The organism is Paenibacillus sp. JT22N15 (assembly GCF_059383755.1).
In genome coordinates, this window is sequence record NZ_JBXENV010000019.1 from 92462 (window position 1) to 109916 (window position 17455).

Annotated in this window: 15 protein-coding genes; all 15 read left to right on the plus strand. The window is 50.8% G+C overall.

Annotated elements, in window-relative coordinates; all coding sequences use genetic code 11:
* Positions 1 to 2: 2 nt before the first annotated feature.
* The 15 genes from hslO (at position 3) to AC50X8_RS28870 (ending at position 17289) form a co-directional block, all read left to right on the plus strand.
* On the plus strand, positions 3 to 902 hold the full coding sequence (hslO, locus tag AC50X8_RS28800; protein ID WP_056034777.1) for an Hsp33 family molecular chaperone HslO: 900 nt from the start codon (positions 3 to 5) through the stop codon (positions 900 to 902).
* Positions 903 to 920: 18 nt separating this feature from the next.
* Positions 921 to 1892: a peptidylprolyl isomerase gene (locus tag AC50X8_RS28805; RefSeq protein WP_494865528.1), complete on the plus strand. Its 972-nt coding sequence runs from the start codon at positions 921 to 923 to the stop codon at positions 1890 to 1892.
* A 307-nt stretch (positions 1893 to 2199) separates the two neighbouring features.
* Positions 2200 to 3138 carry a cysteine synthase A gene (cysK, locus tag AC50X8_RS28810; RefSeq protein WP_056034771.1) on the plus strand — a complete coding sequence of 313 codons (939 nt, stop codon included), beginning with the start codon at positions 2200 to 2202 and terminating at the stop codon, positions 3136 to 3138.
* A 297-nt stretch (positions 3139 to 3435) separates the two neighbouring features.
* Complete coding sequence (locus AC50X8_RS28815) at positions 3436 to 5073, plus strand: anthranilate synthase component I family protein (RefSeq protein WP_494882971.1); 1638 nt, start codon at positions 3436 to 3438, stop codon at positions 5071 to 5073.
* A gap of 14 nt (positions 5074 to 5087) precedes the next feature.
* Entirely contained in the window at positions 5088 to 5669 is a 582-nt protein-coding gene (gene pabA / locus AC50X8_RS28820) for an aminodeoxychorismate/anthranilate synthase component II (protein WP_046234446.1), read from the plus strand.
* Entirely contained in the window at positions 5666 to 6631 is a 966-nt protein-coding gene (locus AC50X8_RS28825; protein WP_494882973.1) for an aminotransferase class IV, read from the plus strand. The genes pabA and AC50X8_RS28825 overlap by 4 nt, the downstream gene beginning before the upstream one ends.
* A 61-nt stretch (positions 6632 to 6692) precedes the next feature.
* Entirely contained in the window at positions 6693 to 7565 is an 873-nt protein-coding gene (gene folP / locus AC50X8_RS28830; protein WP_056034762.1) for a dihydropteroate synthase, read from the plus strand.
* A 31-nt stretch (positions 7566 to 7596) separates the two neighbouring features.
* Positions 7597 to 7983: a dihydroneopterin aldolase gene (folB, locus tag AC50X8_RS28835; RefSeq protein ID WP_056034759.1), complete on the plus strand. Its 387-nt coding sequence runs from the start codon at positions 7597 to 7599 to the stop codon at positions 7981 to 7983.
* Positions 7961 to 8512, plus strand: coding sequence for a 2-amino-4-hydroxy-6-hydroxymethyldihydropteridine diphosphokinase (folK, locus tag AC50X8_RS28840; RefSeq protein ID WP_056034756.1), 552 nt, complete (start codon positions 7961 to 7963; stop codon positions 8510 to 8512). The genes folB and folK overlap by 23 nt, the downstream gene beginning before the upstream one ends.
* Positions 8464 to 8685 (plus strand): helix-turn-helix domain-containing protein, encoded by a 222-nt coding sequence (locus AC50X8_RS28845; protein WP_056034753.1) that lies wholly within the window; start codon positions 8464 to 8466, stop codon positions 8683 to 8685. Before folK ends, AC50X8_RS28845 begins: the two co-directional genes overlap by 49 nt.
* A gap of 130 nt (positions 8686 to 8815) precedes the next feature.
* Positions 8816 to 9814 carry a tRNA dihydrouridine synthase DusB gene (gene dusB, locus AC50X8_RS28850; protein ID WP_494882975.1) on the plus strand — a complete coding sequence of 333 codons (999 nt, stop codon included), beginning with the start codon at positions 8816 to 8818 and terminating at the stop codon, positions 9812 to 9814.
* Between the two features lie 784 nt (positions 9815 to 10598).
* Positions 10599 to 11075, plus strand: coding sequence for a transcription elongation factor GreA (greA, locus tag AC50X8_RS28855; protein ID WP_056034744.1), 477 nt, complete (start codon positions 10599 to 10601; stop codon positions 11073 to 11075).
* An 85-nt stretch (positions 11076 to 11160) separates the two neighbouring features.
* Entirely contained in the window at positions 11161 to 12684 is a 1524-nt protein-coding gene (lysS, locus tag AC50X8_RS28860) for a lysine--tRNA ligase (RefSeq protein ID WP_494865540.1), read from the plus strand.
* 269 nt (positions 12685 to 12953) lie between these two features.
* The gene (locus AC50X8_RS28865) at positions 12954 to 16808 is read left to right on the plus strand and encodes a glycosyltransferase family 39 protein (protein ID WP_494882979.1); all 3855 of its coding nucleotides are present in this window, start codon (positions 12954 to 12956) and stop codon (positions 16806 to 16808) included.
* 106 nt (positions 16809 to 16914) lie between these two features.
* Entirely contained in the window at positions 16915 to 17289 is a 375-nt protein-coding gene (locus AC50X8_RS28870; RefSeq protein ID WP_177218100.1) for a GtrA family protein, read from the plus strand.
* Positions 17290 to 17455: the final 166 nt, after the last annotated feature.

The following is a 17455-nucleotide window of genomic DNA, read 5'->3' on the forward strand; positions in this document are numbered from 1 at the left end:
CGATGGAGCAAAGGAAAGATTTTTTGGTGCGCGGCACGGCATGGGAAGGCAAAATTCGTGTTTTCGCTGCCCGTACAACGCAATTGGTCGATGAGCTGCAGCGCCGGCACGGTACACTGCCGACAGCAACGGCGGCGATCGGCAGAACGGCAACAGCCGGAGCTATTATGGGCGCCATGCTGAAGGGCGAAGAAAAGCTGACGATTCAAGTGAAGGGCGATGGCCCAATGGGACAAATTGTTGTTGATGCAAATGCTCATGGAGAAGTGCGAGGCTACACGGACAATCCGCTCGTTCTGCTTCCAAGCAATGCGCAGGGCAAGCTTGATGTTGCAGGTGCAGTAGGCCATAGCGGTTATATTCATATTACAAAGGATCTAGGCCTGAAAGAGCCTTACCGCGGCAGCGTTCCGATTGTTTCCGGCGAGCTGGGCGAAGATTTCACCTATTATTTTGCCGTATCGGAGCAGACGCCTTCCGCAGTTGGGCTAGGCGTGCTGGTCGATGAGGATGGCCGCGTCATCCACGCTGGCGGCTTTATCGTACAGCTGATGCCAGGACTTACGGATGCAGAAATTACAAAGCTGGAGAAAGCGCTCAGTGCGATGCCTCCTGTCACTGCGCTGCTCGATCAGGGCGAGACGCCAGAAGGGCTGCTCAAATGGGTCGTCGGCGACGATGCTGTCATCCATGAGTCGCTGGATTTGCGTTTTCAATGCAAATGCTCGCGCGAGCGCGTAGAGCAGACTCTGATCAGCATGGGCGAATCGGAATTGCAGCAAACGATTGAAGAAGAAGGAAAAGCAGAGGTCGTATGCCACTTCTGTAATGAAGCTTACCAGTTTAACCGTACTGAGCTGGAGCAATTGCTCGACCAAGCCAAACCGAAGCCGATCCATTAAGATGGAGGCTACCGGGCAATGAACAAAATCGGTGTAGTCAGGACGATCGTCGTCATTCAGGCGTTGTGCATGATCGTGCTCAGTGTAGTTGTTGTAGTGAGATTGTCGCCTTTTTCTGAAGGGCTGCCAGAGCATGAGCCGGATTCGGGAACACGTACGGAGACGGGCAATGAGATAGTACCCGGCAGCTCGGAAAACGATAAAATTATTGCCATCATTGGCAATCACAGCATTAGGGTAAGCGAGCTGATGAACAGGCTCAGCGAGCAATATGGCGAAGCCACCCTCAAGCTGATGATGATTCACAGCGCCATTGACCAAGAAGCTGCCTCGCAGCAGCTTGAGGTTACCGCTCAGGAACAGCAGAGAGCTGTGGAGGAGCAGGCAGAAGGGTACGATAGCGAAGAGGATTTTTACCGGGTCATGGATCAGCAGCTTGGCATGTCCAAAGAGGAAGTTTTGAAGGATGTGAAGTACAGGCTGTTGACTGAAAAAATAGCGATCCAAAAAGTGGACGTGCCGGACGCTGAGGTTGAACGCTACATTGCGGATCATGAGGAACAGTACGGCGACAAGCTGCAATATCGCTTATCCTGGATTGTGACGGCGAATAAGGAAGAGGCGAACCGCGTGCTGGACAAACTGTCCCAAGGAGCGGATTTCGCGCAAACCGCGACTGAAAACTCAATAGATGCTTTTACGGCAGAGGCTGGCGGTGATTTAGGCCTTATTGATGCGAATGACCCGTTTCATGAGCTGGCGATTCTTTCAGCAGCAAGCAAGCTGGGTACGGGAGAGATTGCCGGCCCGATAGCCATTGCCGAAGGTTATGCCATTATTCGTTTGATGGAGCGTCATACAACGGATAAGCCACAGGGGCAGCAATTGCATGAACTTGTTCGCAAAGAGCTGGCTTTATCACAGGCTCCTTCGCTAAGCCAAATTGAGCAGCAGCTATTGGACAAATATGATGCTGTCACCTTTCCGTAAATATAAGAAATTTTAGGTTTGTTTATAAGCTTCCATTATATTGGAGCATCATATAGCCGTATTCGCCAGACGTTTGGAAAATGGGCGAACAATCCGTCTTTTTCAAAATATAAGCATTTATAAGGCTTCTACTTATATCAGGCTTATATTTCAATGCAAAACGGAACTTTTTCCGTCGGGGATGGCGTTAGCCAGCCGTTTTCGCTTGAAGGAAATGAAGGTATTGACAACGAATACAACTCATTGATAAGATGGAATTAGTTAAAAAACCAACTGAATTAGTCGGAATAAGGAGGAAGTATGACACATGGCAAAAATCGTGCAAAGCATTACTGATCTAATTGGTGATACACCGCTAGTTCGCTTGAATCGTCTTGTTCCTGAGGACAGCGCTGAAATTTATGTGAAGCTTGAATATCAAAACCCAGGTGCGAGCGTAAAAGACCGTATCGCAATCAGCATGATCGAAGTAGCTGAACAGGAAGGCGTCATTAAGCCAGGCGATACAATTGTTGAGCCTACGAGCGGCAACACAGGTATCGGTCTTGCCTTGGTAGCAGCGGCTAAAGGTTATAAAGCTATTCTTGTTATGCCTGAGACGATGAGTATTGAGCGCCGCAACCTGCTTCGTGCCTATGGTGCAGAAGTAGTTCTGACGCCGGGTTCGGAAGGCATGAACGGAGCTGTACGCAAAGCTGAAGAGCTGGCGAAAGAAAACCCGTCCTATTTTATCCCGCAGCAGTTCAATAACCAAGCGAATGTGAAAATCCACCGCGAGACGACAGGCCCAGAAATCGTTGAGGCGATCAACTCCCTGGACGGCAAGCTGGATGCATTCGTAGCGGGCATTGGTACTGGCGGCACAATTACGGGTACTGGCGAAGTGCTGAAGAAGAACTTCAAAGATATTAAAATTTACGCGGTTGAGCCAGCGGCTTCCCCACTGCTTTCGGGCGGACAGCCTGGCCCTCACAAAATCCAAGGTATTGGCGCTAACTTCGTGCCGACGATTTTGGACCGTGAGATCTACGACGAAGTGATTACCGTTGAAAATGATGATGCATTCGACTACGCACGCCGTGCTGCGAAAGAAGAAGGCATCTTGTGCGGAATTTCCTCCGGTGCTGCAATCTATGCTGCTTTGAAAGTAGCGAAGGAACTCGGCAAAGGCAAGCGCGTTATCGCGGTTGTTCCAAGTAACGGTGAGCGTTACCTCAGTACGCCGCTGTTCAACTTCGAGAACTAACACTTATGACCAAGCGGGGCCGTGCCTTAATTGGAGCGGTGTACCGTTTGACTGGCCTTCCATTCATTTGAGTGGAGGGCTTTTTTCAATTATAAGAATGTATAAGTTTCACCCTTATAAACGGCTTAGCATTCACCTTCGACACGGCAGCTTTGCCGCCAGAGGACGGCTGCAGCCGTTTACGCTTGATGGGCGTAATGGGCCGCATGAATATGGTGGCAGCGCTCTTTCCTTTTGGGCGGGTATTCTGTATACTAGGCAAAATAAACATGCTTGTCGATCGGGGGTTGGAAGGTGATGTTCACCGCCTTGGACTATTGGTTAGGGTGGCACGCCGAGCAGAAGTATACGACTTTTCCACTGCTGCGGGAGCTGCCGCTTGGAGAAGAAGGCGTCGCTTCATGGGAAGAGGCATGGCGGGATGCATCGCCGTATGCTTTTGTGCTGGAGAGCGGCAAGGGCGGACGCTATACGTATCTCGGCTTGCAGCCGGAAAGCGTCATTCGCGGCAAAGGTTTGGAGGCGGAAGCCCGGGCGTTGAGCCCAGATCTCGCCGATGCTTCACAGGCAGCTGATTCAGTCGTACGCTATCAAGGCAAGCCGCTCGAAGTGGTGCGGAGCTGGATGGAGCCTTATCGCGCGCCGAAGCTTGAAGCAGCTGGCATGCCGAAATGGACAGGCGGCTGTGTCGGATTTTGGAGCTATGACGTCATTCGTTCGATTGAGCGGCTGCCGGAGCTGACGGAGGACGACTTGAATTTGCCGGATTATTTATTTCTGCGTTTAAATGAACTGTGGATTGTCGATCATAGCGACAAGAAGCTATATTGCGCGGTGCATACGCTTGTGCCAAGCGATGCGGGTGAAGAGGAGCTGCGGCGTCTTTATGCGCAAGCTTGCTCGCGGGCCGATGAGATGGCCGTTTATTGGGAGAAGCGGTTCGGAAGCGAAGCGAATGGACAGCGGGGCGTGAATCATGCTGCTAGCTCAAGCACAAGCGACAGCCGCCAGCTGCGTCAAGAGCGTCTGCAGCTTGCCACGGACGATTCCCTCCAGAGCAATCTGGATGAGATGGGCGGGATCAGTACGCGTTTTTCGAAGGAAGCCTTTGAGGAGGCTGTTCGGCAAATTCAGCGTTACATCGGGCAAGGCGACGTATTTCAGGTTAATTTATCGGTGAGGCAGAGCCGGGCGCTGGGTGTGCAGCCAGAAGAGCTGTACGAATGGCTTCGTCTCATTAATCCTTCTCCATATATGGGCTTTCTGCGCTGTCCTGACTTTCAGCTCGTTTCGGCTTCCCCGGAGCTGCTCGTTGAGCGCCGCGGCGACTTGCTTGCAGCCCGCCCAATTGCCGGAACGCGCAGACGCGGCCGAACAGAGGCGGAAAACGAGCTCATGGCGGAGGAGCTGCGGACGAGCGAGAAGGAGCGCGCCGAGCATATTATGCTGGTCGATTTGGAGCGCAACGATTTGGGCCGGATTTCGGCTTACGGCACGGTGAAAGTGGAAGAGCTGATGGTCATAGAGCAATATTCGCATGTGATGCATTTGGTATCCCAAGTGGAGGGACGGCTTGCCGAGGGCAAGGATGCTTACGATGTGATTGCGGCTACTTTCCCAGGCGGAACTATAACAGGCGCTCCCAAAATCCGCACGATGGAAATCATTGAAGAGCTGGAGCCTGTAAGGCGTGGTCCTTATACCGGCTCGCTCGGATGGATTGACTATAATGGCGATATGGAATTTAATATTATCATACGAACTATGGTCGTCAAAGATGGCATGGTGCATATTCAGGCCGGAGCAGGCATCGTCATTGATTCCAAGCCGGAGCGCGAATATAAGGAATCATTAAGCAAGGCGAAGGCGCTGTGGAAGGCGATTGAGTATAGTGAACGGTTCAGGCAGGCTGCGCCAAGCGGGCGCAAACATTAGAGGGGGCGCATGCGATGATTCTCGTAATAGATAACTATGATTCGTTTACCTACAACCTGGTGCAATATTTAGGCGAGCTTGGCGAGGACATTGTTGTGAAAAGAAATGATGAGCTGGGGCTGGCGGACATTGAGCAATTGGCACCTGATCATATTTTGATTTCTCCGGGACCTTGCTCTCCGAACGAAGCGGGCATCAGCCTGTCGCTCATTGAGCATTTTAAAGGAAAAATTCCGATTTTCGGCGTGTGCCTTGGCCATCAGGCGATTGGACAAGCTTTTGGCGGCGATGTCATTCGCGCTGAACGTTTGATGCATGGCAAAACATCACAAATGGTGCATGACGGCAAAACGATTTTTGAAGGCATCCCTTCGCCGTTCACCGCAACCCGTTACCATTCCCTTATCGTGAAAAAAGAGACCCTGCCAGACTGTCTTGAAATCAGTGCAGAAACAGCGGAAGGCGAAATTATGGCCCTTCGCCACAAAGAATACCCGATTGAAGGGGTGCAATTCCATCCGGAATCGATTATTTCCGAGCATGGGCTGACGCTGCTGCGCAACTTTTTGAAAATTCGTACAGGCGCGCCGCGATGAAGGTCGCGTTTGGCGGCGTTGTCATGGATGCCGGTCAAGCTGTGATCTCAATATATGATCACGGCTTTTTGTACGGTTTGGGTTTGTTCGAGACGTTCCGGACCTATGGCGGCCGCGCTTATTTGCTGGAACGGCATTTGCGGCGGCTGGAGGCGGGCTGTTTGTCACTGGGCATTCGCTACAAAGCGGATCAAAGTGCGCTTGAGGCGAGGATCGCCGAGCTGCTTCATGCGAATGAGCTGAAGGATGGTTATGTCCGGCTGACCGTTACAGCAGGCGATGGCGGGCTAGGCTTGCCGGTGGGCGATTATGAGCAGCCGCAGGAGCTGATCTTGATGAAGCCGCTGCCGCCTTATCAGGCCGCGCTTTATGAGCATGGCCGCGAGCTTAGGCTGCTGCATACGAAGCGCAATACGCCAGAAGGCGAGATTCGGCTTAAATCACTGCATTATATGAATAATATTATAGCGAAGCGCGAGCTGGCCGCGAGCAATGCCTCGCCGGGAGCAGAAGGAATGATGCTGAGCGGTGCTGGCCTGCTGACGGAGGGCATCGTCAGCAATCTTTTTTTTGCCCAGGATGGTGTCATTCGGACGCCCGCGGTTGATACAGGCATTTTGCCTGGCATTACGCGAGAGCGCGTTATGGAACTGGCCCGTGCGGCAGGCTTCCAGGTGGAGGAAGGCTATTACAGCTGGAACCAGCTGCTTGGGGCAGATGAAATTTGGCTGACGGGCTCCGTTCAGGAACTGGTGCCAGTGACGCGGTTATCAGGTCCCGACGGCACTCTGGTGCAGGTTGGCAAAGAGGCGGGTGCAGGAAGCGGCGCGGGCTCCGGAAAGGCCAGAAATGCAGCCATGCTTGAGGCGGAAGCGGAAGCCGGGAAAGCCGGGACTGTGGCCGGCCCGATCACGCGCCAGCTGCTAAAGGCTTACCGCTCCGATACGATGAGAAGCAAGTAAGGTGGAAGCGTCAATCAGCTGCGCATGAAGACTAGAATAGCTAAAGGTGTGAGCGGAACTTATGAATATAACAAGAGAAAGCAAGCTTGAATATTACAGCAGGAGCTATGAGCTGCCTGGAGGGAAGCAGCTGGAGCTGGGCAAGCGCACGCTGATTATGGGCATTTTGAATGCGACACCCGATTCCTTCTCCGATGGCGGGAAGTTTAATGAAGCGGAGGCGGCTGCCAGCCGTGCATTGGAGATGGCGGCAGAAGGCGCTGATATTATCGATATCGGCGGCGAATCCACGCGCCCGGGCTTTGTGCCGGTCGATGCTGAGGAGGAGCTGCGCCGCGTTATTCCGGTCATACAAGCTGTCCGTGCTGCGCTGCCTCACATTGCGATATCGATCGATACGTATAAGGCAAAGACAGCACGTCACGCGCTCGCCGCAGGGGCTACGATTATTAATGATATTTGGGGACTCAAATTTGATGCGGATATGGCGGCAGCCGCAGCGGAATACGGCTGCCCAGTTATTTTAACGCATAATCGGACGAATCCCGTCTACCTGGCAGCCGATTTTGTGGAGGATGTTATTGCCGATTTGAAAGAAAGCATCGAAATCGCAAGAGATGCGGGCGTGAAAGAGGAGCATATCTGGCTAGATCCCGGTCTTGGCTTTGCCAAAACCCATGAGCAAAATATGGAGCTTCTAGGACGGCTCGCCGAGCTGCACGCTCTTGGCTATCCTGTACTGCTGGGCACTTCACGCAAAAGCTTCATTAGGCAGACGCTAGAGTTGCCAAGGGAAGAGCTGGTAGAGGGTACGGCAGCGACGACGGCGCTGGGCATTGCTCAAGGCTGTCAAATCGTCAGGGTGCATGATGTGCGCGCGAATAAAAGAACAGCTATAATGTCGGATGCGATTACCTACCCGCGTTATTCATAGTTTCAGATATAAGTATAAGGGGCGTAAGCTTATGGATAGAATGCTTGTGAAAGGCATGCAGTTTTACGGTTATCACGGTGTTTTTGCGGAAGAGAACAGGCTGGGGCAAAAATTCGGTGTTGATCTGGAACTGCTGATGGATTTGGAGAAAGCGGCAACGATGGATGATTTGGAAGCAACGGTGAATTATGCCGAATTGCATGCGCTAACGAAGAAAATCGTCGAAGGAACGCCGTTTAAATTGATCGAGGCTTTAGCGGGTAGCATTGCAACCCAGTTGCTGGCGGCTTATACTATGATAAATGAAGTAACGGTTCGTGTGACGAAGCCGAACCCGCCGTTCGACATTCATTTTGATGGCGTGACGGTAGAGCTGCGCAGAAAGCGGGATGCTGATGGACGCATTGTCTCCGTTTAATTCGCCCGCAGATGCATATGTGGCTCTCGGTTCAAATGTAGGGGATCGGCAGCAGCTTTTGCTGCAAGCGATCCAGCAGTTAAGCGGCCGCCCAGACATCGAAGTGCTTCGCGTTTCGGGCGTATATGAGACCGATCCGGTCGGCTATACGGATCAGCCCCCTTTTCTGAATATGGCTATCGCCGTACGAACTACGCTGTCCCCGCTTGCTTTACTGCACGTTCTGCTGGATACCGAGCAGCAGCTTGGGCGTGTTAGAGATATACGCTGGGGGCCGCGCACTATAGATCTCGATTTGCTGTTGTATGCTGATGTCGTGATGGATGGCGAGGAGCTGACACTTCCGCATCCGCGAATGATGGAACGTTCTTTCGTGCTCGTTCCGCTTGGTGATGTAATCGAGCAGTCCCATCCGCTTAAGGAACAGGTGGCTGCGGCCGCGGCTTCAGCGCTTCAGGATGGAAAGGAAGGCATCATGTTATGGAAAATCATCAATTGGCACAGCGAGTCCGGGCATTTCGTAAGCTAAAGGGCTATACACAGCAGGAATTAGCAAAAGTACTTGGCGTGTCGGTAGCGGTGTTAGGCTCCCTTGAGCGCGGCACCCGCAAGGCGGACGCGAAGTTATTGATTCATATATCAAACACCCTTGGCGTTAGCTATGAAGAGTTGACGGATTCGGAATCAAATGGAAACGCGTAAGCAAGCGTAAACGGCTGACGCCGTCCTCTGGCGGTATAGCTACCGTTTCGCGGGTGAAGTATAAGCCCGTTATAAGGGTATAACTTATAAATGCTTATATTTGAACAAACCAGAAGGAGCGTGGAGAAGCATGCTGAAAATCGGCGACATCGAGATGAAGAACAGAGTTGTACTCGCGCCGATGGCCGGCGTGTGTAATCCAGCCTTTCGTCTAATTGCGAAAGAGTTTGGAACAGGTCTTGTGTACGCGGAGATGGTGAGCGACAAGGCGATTTTGCACGGCAATAAGCGGACGAGGGAAATGCTGTTCGTGGACGAGCGTGAGAAGCCGCTTAGCCTGCAGATTGTCGGCGGTGACCGTGAATCGCTGGTCGAGGCGGCGAAGGTCGTGGATAAGCAAACCAATGCTGATATTATTGATATCAATATGGGCTGCCCGGTACCTAAGGTAACGAAATGCGATGCTGGTGCGCGCTGGCTCCTTGACCCGAACAAAATTTACGAGATGGTTTCTGCCGTAGTAGAAGCTGTCGATAAACCGGTAACGGTGAAAATGCGCATCGGCTGGGATGACGAGCATATTTATGCGGTGGAAAATGCGCGCGCCGTTGAGCGTGCTGGCGGCAAAGCGGTCAGCGTACACGGTCGTACGCGCGAGCAGCAGTACACAGGTGTAGCGAATTGGGACATCGTTCGCGATGTGAAGCAGGCTGTGTCGATTCCGGTAATCGGCAACGGGGATGTTTTTTCACCTGAAGATGCCAGGCGCTTGCTGGAGCATACAGGCTGCGACGGCGTCATGATCGGCCGTGGTGCGCTTGGAAACCCTTGGATGCTGTATCGGACCATTCAATATTTGACGAATGGCGAGCTGCTGCCCGATCCAATGCCGCGCGAGAAGATGCAGGTTGCTATTCTTCATCTGGATCGTCTCATTGACCTGAAGGGCGAGGCGGTTGCCGTACGGGAAATGCGCAAGCATCTGGCTTGGTATTTGAAAGGCTTGCCGGGCGGTGCCCGCGTCAAGGATGTTATTATGGAAGAAACCGGCCGGGACCGGATGGTGGACATTTTGGATCAGTATCTGGTGTCGCTCGAGGAGCAAGGTCTGGCTGCTGCAAGTTTCTAGCTTGAAATATAGGAAAGGATATCCTAACGCGATCCTTTCTCTATATTTCTCGGAATGAAACGCGTTGCGCCGCCAAAGGAAGGCGCCAGCCGTTTCACCTTGCACGATCAGGCTGTTCAGGAAACGGCTGCTCGGAAATTCGACAATCCCTATACTTGATTTACAAATGAAATAAACGGGCAGGTTATCTGAGAACGTTCAGAGGCCTGCCTTTTTTTAAAATAAAAGGTTGTAAAGGCGAGTCTCCTGCCTATGCTCGTATGACGCCTAACGACAAAACATTTGTTATTTTTTCATAGAACGGCGCGAGCCGTTTCACCTTGGGTAATAGATGAGGAGAGCCATGGCGGCTTATGAGAAAATGGAAAGGTTATGTAAAAAACCTTATATATTTGGAACTTTGTGTTTTTTGCAGACGAGTTAGGAAGGATTGTACGGTTTTGCAACGAATAAAAAAGAAGGGCCGTGTGGCTGTCCTGCCAACTGAAATAAAGGGTTCAAGCACAGGCGCTTTTACAAGCGGCGTGTTCCTTGCAGCCAGGTGTACATATATGGAGGGCAACGCTTTCAAGAGGCCTTATGCGAAAGTCGTTCCAGTCGTTTGGCTTTGATTGACATTCAGGAGAACATTGCATATAATCGTGCAATATAACCTTAATGACTATAGTCAACGCGGCTTATCTGCTCCCTCAGCTGGTCTGAGGCAAGAGGAGCGTAATATATTAATTAACAGTGAATTCATACCTGGTATGAAAATTGGTCACACGACGGGAGAATCGGAAAGATGAGCGATAAAGAGATCATTCTGACTCAGGAAGGTTTGAGAAAGCTTGAGGACGAACTGGAGATGCTGAAATCGGTCAAGCGTCGCGAAGTAGCTGAGCGGATCAAGATCGCGATTGGCTACGGCGATATTAGCGAAAACTCCGAGTATGAAGATGCTAAGAATGAGCAGGCCTTCATCGAAGGTCGTATCATTACGTTGGAAAAAATGCTCCGCAACGCTCGGATCATCAACAGCGATGAGATCGATACAGATGTGGTCAGCATCGGCTCCACGGTAACTGTAGAAGATTTGGAATTTGGCGATAAAATGGAATATGCCATTGTCGGTTCCGCAGAATCGGATCCGCTTAACAATAAGATTTCCAATGAGAGCCCTGTAGGCAGAGCGATTTTGGGTAAAAAGGAAGGCACGGTCGTTGATGTCAGCGTACCTGCCGGTGTTATACAATATAGAATCGTCGATATTAAAAAATAAGGTTTGCACTGTGTCTGATTCAGAAAGCTTCCTTAAGCGGAAGCTTTTTGAACGTTAAAGCGGTGCCTTAGGAGATGAAATCAAGTTGGAACATCAGAACACCGAGACAGGTCATGAACAAGAACAAGAGCTAAGCGAGCTGCTGCAAATCCGCCGTGATAAACTGGACGAGCTGAGAGGGCTCGGCATCGATCCATTCGGCAGCAAATTCGAGCGTTCGCATAATGCGAAGGACATCGTGTCCGCTTATGAGTCGTTTACGAAGGAAGAGCTGGAAGAGAAAGCCGAACAGGTAAGCATTGCGGGCCGGATTATGCAGAAGCGCGGCATGGGTAAAGCGAGCTTTGCCCACATTCAGGATCTAAGCGGCAAAATTCAAATTTATGCGCGCAAGGATACGGTTGAGGAAAACCAATTCGCAGCATTCACCCTGCTTGATATCGGCGATATCATTGGCGTGAAGGGAACGGTATTCAAGACGAATACCGGCGAAGTATCGGTAAAAGCGCTGGAAGTGATCGTACTTACGAAATCGCTCCTGCCTTTGCCGGACAAGTTCCATGGACTGAAGGATGTCGAGCTGCGCTACCGCCAGCGTTATGTTGATCTAATTGTGAATCCTGATGTTCAACAAACGTTCATCTCTCGCTCCCGCATTATCCAATCGATGAGACGCTACCTGGATGGCCAGAACTATCTGGAAGTGGAAACGCCGACGCTGCATACGATTCCGGGCGGAGCATCCGCACGTCCTTTCATCACGCATCATAATGCGCTTGATATGCAGCTTTATATGCGTATCGCGATTGAGCTGCATTTGAAACGCCTCATTGTCGGCGGCATGGAGAAGGTTTACGAAATTGGCCGCGTTTATCGGAACGAAGGCATGTCGACGCGCCATAACCCAGAATTTACGATGCTGGAGCTGTATGAGGCTTACGCTGACTACAAGGATATTATGGCATTGACTGAAAACATGATCGCGCATATCGCGCAGGATGTGCTCGGCACTACCAAGATCATGTACCAAGGCCAAGAAGTCGACCTGACGCCGCAATGGCGCCGTATTTCAATGGTTGATCTAGTTAAGGAAATCAAAGGCGTTGACTTCAGCGTTCAAATGACGGATGAAGAAGCGCATGCCATTGCGAAGGAGCATAACGTCAAAGTTGAGCCGCATATGACGTTCGGTCATATTGTGAATGCGTTCTTTGAAGAGTTTTGTGAGCATACGCTCATTCAGCCAACCTTCGTTACGGGCCATCCGGTTGCGATTTCGCCGCTGGCGAAGAAAAGCCCGGTTGATCCGCGCTTCACGGATCGTTTTGAATTGTTTATCGTGGCGCGCGAGCATGCCAATGCGTTTACAGAGCTGAACGATCCGATCGATCAGCGCGAACGTTTTGAGGCGCAGCTGCTGGAGAAGGAGCAGGGCAATGATGAGGCGCATGAGATGGATGACGATTTCATCCGTGCACTGGAGTACGGCTTGCCGCCAACGGGCGGACTAGGAATCGGCATCGACCGTCTGGTCATGCTGTTGACTGATGCGCCTTCCATCCGCGACGTGCTGCTGTTCCCGCATATGCGCAATCTGGCGGGCGAATAGCCGATCATATTTTTCTACTAACCTGTTGAGGCCTGTGGCTTCAGCAGGTTTTTTTCTATAATAGGGCTAGGAAAGCTGTTGAAACGTGCTTTATGTCAGGCAACAAGCTGATGCCGCCTCCGTCCATTGACCCGTGCCGTATTTTCCTTTAAAGTGAATATGTATTTTCAGACAAAAAAAGCTATCTTAGCGAGGTAATGACTATAGAAATCAGAGGTGAACAGACGTTGCTGAAAGGTTCAATGAGAAGTTTGCGGTTGGTCATATGCATGGTAATGCTCTTATTCAGTTTTTTGCCTTATGGCGGCAAGCAGGTGTTCGCGGAGGAATTTAATATTATACATAATGCTGGCTTCGAGGATGCGGAGTCCGGTGTACCTTTGTCATGGACGCAGGATGTGTGGGAGGCTGGGGAGAGCGTATCGCGCTTCACGCTGGAGCAGTCCGATGTTTATTCAGGCACCGGCGCAGCTAAGATTCAGAACTTTCAGCCGAACCATGCCAAATGGATACAGAAGCTGACCGTAAGTCCGGACGCTTATTACCATGTGAGCGGCTGGGTCAAGGTTTCAGATGCAAAGAGCGATGCAATCGGGGCAAATCTGTTCATTGTAGGAGTGGGCGATCCATTTCCACAGTTGACTGATACGGCGGGCGAGTGGAAGCTGCTCGAATTTTACGGCCGGACAGGCCCAGAACAGAAGGAGCTGCAAATGGGCATCAGCCTGGGCGGCTACGGAAGCTTGAACACGGGAACAGCGCTGTTCGACGATTTGAAAATGGAGCAGCTTCCAGCAAAGCCTGAAAACGTTCAAATCATGTCCTTCGAGCCATCGCAGCTGACAGGTGGTGGGGGCGGAGCGACAGATGCTGAAAAGATGGACCCGAAAAAGATATCCGCTTTTCCCGTATTATCAATATCGGCCTTATTCGGCCTCTTGTTTGTTTTTCTCTATCGAAAAATGCTTCGGACGCAGCCGCTTGGCAAATCCAGCACTTCCTATCGTGGCTGGTTGATTGCCGCTATGGCAGCAGCTCTTATTTTCAGGCTATGGGTTGCGATTAAGGTGCCGGGCTACGTCAACGATATTAAGACCTTTATGTACTGGGCGGATCGCGCCTATCAGAATGGCGTACAGCAGTTTTATGAAGAAGGGGTCTTTGCAGACTACCCGCCGGGCTACGTCTACATTTTGTATGTTCTTGCTGCCATCAAGTCATGGTTCAGCATAAATCCGGATACAAGCGGAGCAACGCTGCTCTTCAAGCTCCCGGCCATCGTGGCCGATCTAGTGTCCAGCTGGCTCATTTACCGGTTTGCCAAAACAAAGCTCAATCCGGCAGCAGCGACAGGCCTTGCCCTGCTCTATGTCTTTAACCCGGCGATTTGGATCAATTCAGCAGGCTGGGGACAGGTGGATTCCTTCTTCACCCTGTTTCTCATTATGGCCATTAGCAGCATGGCGGGGGAGCGTCTGGAACGAGGCGGTATCTGGTTCGCGCTTGCTGTGCTCATTAAACCACAGGCTTTAATTTTCGCCCCGGTTGTCCTGCTCGCTTATTGGCATAAACGCGATTGGAAGCGCGCCTTGATGAGCGTCGCTTATGGCGTGATTGCTTTTCTAGTGCTTGCAGCTCCATTTTTCTTGAATAATGGCGGTCTGATGGGTGTTATTGAGCTTTACAAAGCAACGTTATCCTCCTATCCGTACGCAACGTTGAATGCGTTCAACTTATACGCGCTTACGGGAGGCAACTGGGCTTCACTGGACAGCAGCTGGCTGCTGTTGTCTTATAAAACATGGGGCAATATTGCCATAGTGCTAGCTGTTGTGGCGGCAATATGGTTCTCCTTCAAGGGCAAGCCAAAGCGCAATCTGGGCATCTCTTATTTTATTGCGATCGTTCTCATCACAATCGTGTTTCTATTTGCGACGAAAATGCATGAGCGTTATCTGTTCCCTGTCATCTTGCTGTATGTTTTCGCCTATATCGAGTCGCAGGATCGGCGGCTGCTGCATCTCATGATGGGTTTCAGTGTCACGCATTTCATTAATGTCGGGTACGTGCTTGCATTTAGCGAGGCAGGTCAGCATACGGTGACCGACGGCATTGTCATTTTGTGCTCCATTACGAATTTGTGTGTGTTCGCCTATTTGCTTTATGTTGGTTATTCTCTCTATGTGAAAAATGATCCCAAACCAGTTCCACCGCTGACGCAGGAAGAACTTCGGGAAGCGGACCAGCAGGCACTCAAGGAGCTGGAGCCGCAGAGCACTCCTAAGGGCAAGGAACTGCAGGCTTCTACCTCTGATAAGAGCGGCAATAAGCTCACCCGCAAGGACTGGTGGTGGATGGGCGGCATTACTGTTGTCTATGCGATTGTGGCGCTGCTTAATTTGGGCTCGTTCAACAGCCTGAATACAGGCTGGAAGCCGCAGCAGAATGGCCAAAGCTTTTATGTTGATCTTGGCCAGACGCAGCAGTTGGAACGGGTCAATATGTTCGGAGGCGTGGGAGCCGGCAAGCTCAAGCTGGAGTTCGGAAATTCACCGGATGCGTGGAGCGGCGGTGTAGAAGTCGAACTGAAAATCGGCGATGATCTAAAATGGGTCGTCCAGCCGCTTAATGTGAGCGCGAGATATGCCAAGGTTACGGTTGCTTCAACTGGTTTCTCGCTGCAGGAAATGGCCTTTTATCCGAACGGAAGCGATCAGCCGCTGCCTATTGGAGACATTGTTTATATCGGCTCTAATGCGGCAGCGGCCGAGGACCCGCGTTTTGGCCCTGTGGAGCATCTATTTGATGAGCAAAGCTCGGCAGCTTACAAGTCGACCTATTGGAACGGCTCATACTTCGATGAGATTTATCATGCACGTACTGCGTATGAGTTCCTTGAGGATTTGCCCGTATATGAAAATACACATCCGCCATTGGGCAAAATACTCATCGCCATCGGTATCAAGCTGTTCGGGCTCAGCCCCTTCGGCTGGCGGATTATTGGAACGCTGTTCGGCATTGCGATGATTCCTCTTATGTATATATTCGTGCTGCGGCTGTTCCGCTACCGCACGGTTTATGCAGCGGCTGGCGCGATTTTGCTGGCGGCCGATTTCATGCATTTCACACAGACGCGCATTGCGACGATCGATGTGTACGCCGTATTTTTCATTATGCTGATGTTCTACTTCATGTACCGTTACTATAGAATGAACTTCTATTTAGTAGCACTAAGGAAGACGCTCGTTCCGCTATCGCTCGCAGGGGTCGTATTCGGCATAGGTGCTGCGTCCAAATGGATCGTCCTTTACGGCGGGGCAGGGCTTGCCGTTATGCTGGGCCTATCCTTGTTCGAACGCTACAAGCAATATGCGGCTTCCAAGCGTGCGCTTGCATCGGGAACAGGGAATGCCGAGCAGAGGGAAACGTATAAGCGCGTCATTCAAGCTTTCCCGCGCAATACGCTATTGACGCTCGCGAGCTGTTTGGTGACGTATATCGCCATTCCTGCTGTTATTTACAGCCTATCCTTTATCCCGGTGCTGAACGCAGGCGATGGCAAATATACATTTGAAGGACTTGTAAGTCAGCAGGAGCATATGTATTCTTATCACAGCGAGCTGGTTGCCACGCATCCTTATTCCTCGCAGTGGTGGGAATGGCCGTTTATGAAACGCCCGGTGTGGTATTATAGCGGCAAGGATTTAGAAAATGCGAATGATGTATCATCGATTTCCGCTTTCGGCAATCCACTTATTTGGTGGACGGGACTGTTCGCGGTAATAGGTGCCTTCTATATAAGCCTTAAGCGCAAAGATAAACGCATGTACATCGTCTGGATTGCTTATCTGTCGCAATACTTGCCGTGGATGCTGGTGCCAAGGCTGACGTTTATTTATCATTATTTTGCGATGGTGCCATTCATGATCATGGCGATTCTCTATATGTTCCAGACGGCAGAGGAGAAAAATCCGAAGTGGAGGAAATATTTAGGACTCTACGTCGCAGTAGCGGTCGTGCTGTTCATTATGTTTTATCCTGTATTATCAGGTTTGCCTTTCAGCAAAACATATGTGGCTCATATATTGCGTTGGTTCCCAAGCTGGGTGCTCTATAGCGGCTAGTGCCAGGAAGCTGAGCCATACAAACATTTGAGTGAAGAAGTTAGGAAGACAAAGGAGCGGCAACATGTCCCAGGGTGCAATGAGGCAAACAATCAGGCAGTTTATAATGTTTAATATGATAGGGCTAGTAAATACGGCTGTCGATTTTATGGTGTTTAGCCTCTTGGTATGGCTGGGCGTGTACTTCGTTGGTGCACAGGTGATTTCTTATGGAGCAGGTATTGTGAACAGCTACGTTATGAATTCCTGGCTGACGTTCGGCAAAGGGCCGGAGCAGCGAAGAGAACGCAAGTTTGATAAAGCACAGGCGATAAGGTTTACTATTTTGAGCTGTACGGTTCTAGGCCTGTCGTTACCCCTATTGTATTTCGTATCTGAAAAGATGCTTGTTAACGAGTGGCTGGCAAAGCTGCTCGTTACAGGGGTGACGACAGTGCTCAATTTTATAGGCAGCAAGAAGTGGGTTTTTCGCGGTAAATAAGGGTTTGAAACGCCGGAAAAAGGCGCTGTAATGCGGGTTTAATAAAAGTTGAAAGTTTTTTTGAAAAAACACTTGCAATCTTCTAGGCACCCGTGATATATTATATGAGTCGCCGCTGAGACATACGGCAGACACGAACGAAACGCAAGCAAGAGAAATTGTTCTT

What these genes read in the sequence shown, in the direction of transcription:
- hslO (WP_056034777.1), top strand. Translation starts at nt 3, where the DNA reads ATGGAGCAAAGGAAAGATTTTTTGGTGCGCGGCACGGCATGGGAAGGC.
- AC50X8_RS28805 (WP_494865528.1), top strand. Translation starts at nt 921, where the DNA reads ATGAACAAAATCGGTGTAGTCAGGACGATCGTCGTCATTCAGGCGTTG.
- cysK (WP_056034771.1), top strand. Translation starts at nt 2,200, where the DNA reads ATGGCAAAAATCGTGCAAAGCATTACTGATCTAATTGGTGATACACCG.
- AC50X8_RS28815 (WP_494882971.1), top strand. Translation starts at nt 3,436, where the DNA reads ATGTTCACCGCCTTGGACTATTGGTTAGGGTGGCACGCCGAGCAGAAG.
- pabA (WP_046234446.1), top strand. Translation starts at nt 5,088, where the DNA reads ATGATTCTCGTAATAGATAACTATGATTCGTTTACCTACAACCTGGTG.
- AC50X8_RS28825 (WP_494882973.1), top strand. Translation starts at nt 5,666, where the DNA reads ATGAAGGTCGCGTTTGGCGGCGTTGTCATGGATGCCGGTCAAGCTGTG.
- folP (WP_056034762.1), top strand. Translation starts at nt 6,693, where the DNA reads ATGAATATAACAAGAGAAAGCAAGCTTGAATATTACAGCAGGAGCTAT.
- folB (WP_056034759.1), top strand. Translation starts at nt 7,597, where the DNA reads ATGGATAGAATGCTTGTGAAAGGCATGCAGTTTTACGGTTATCACGGT.
- folK (WP_056034756.1), top strand. Translation starts at nt 7,961, where the DNA reads ATGGACGCATTGTCTCCGTTTAATTCGCCCGCAGATGCATATGTGGCT.
- AC50X8_RS28845 (WP_056034753.1), top strand. Translation starts at nt 8,464, where the DNA reads ATGGAAAATCATCAATTGGCACAGCGAGTCCGGGCATTTCGTAAGCTA.
- dusB (WP_494882975.1), top strand. Translation starts at nt 8,816, where the DNA reads ATGCTGAAAATCGGCGACATCGAGATGAAGAACAGAGTTGTACTCGCG.
- greA (WP_056034744.1), top strand. Translation starts at nt 10,599, where the DNA reads ATGAGCGATAAAGAGATCATTCTGACTCAGGAAGGTTTGAGAAAGCTT.
- AC50X8_RS28865 (WP_494882979.1), top strand. Translation starts at nt 12,954, where the DNA reads ATGGTAATGCTCTTATTCAGTTTTTTGCCTTATGGCGGCAAGCAGGTG.
- AC50X8_RS28870 (WP_177218100.1), top strand. Translation starts at nt 16,915, where the DNA reads ATGTTTAATATGATAGGGCTAGTAAATACGGCTGTCGATTTTATGGTG.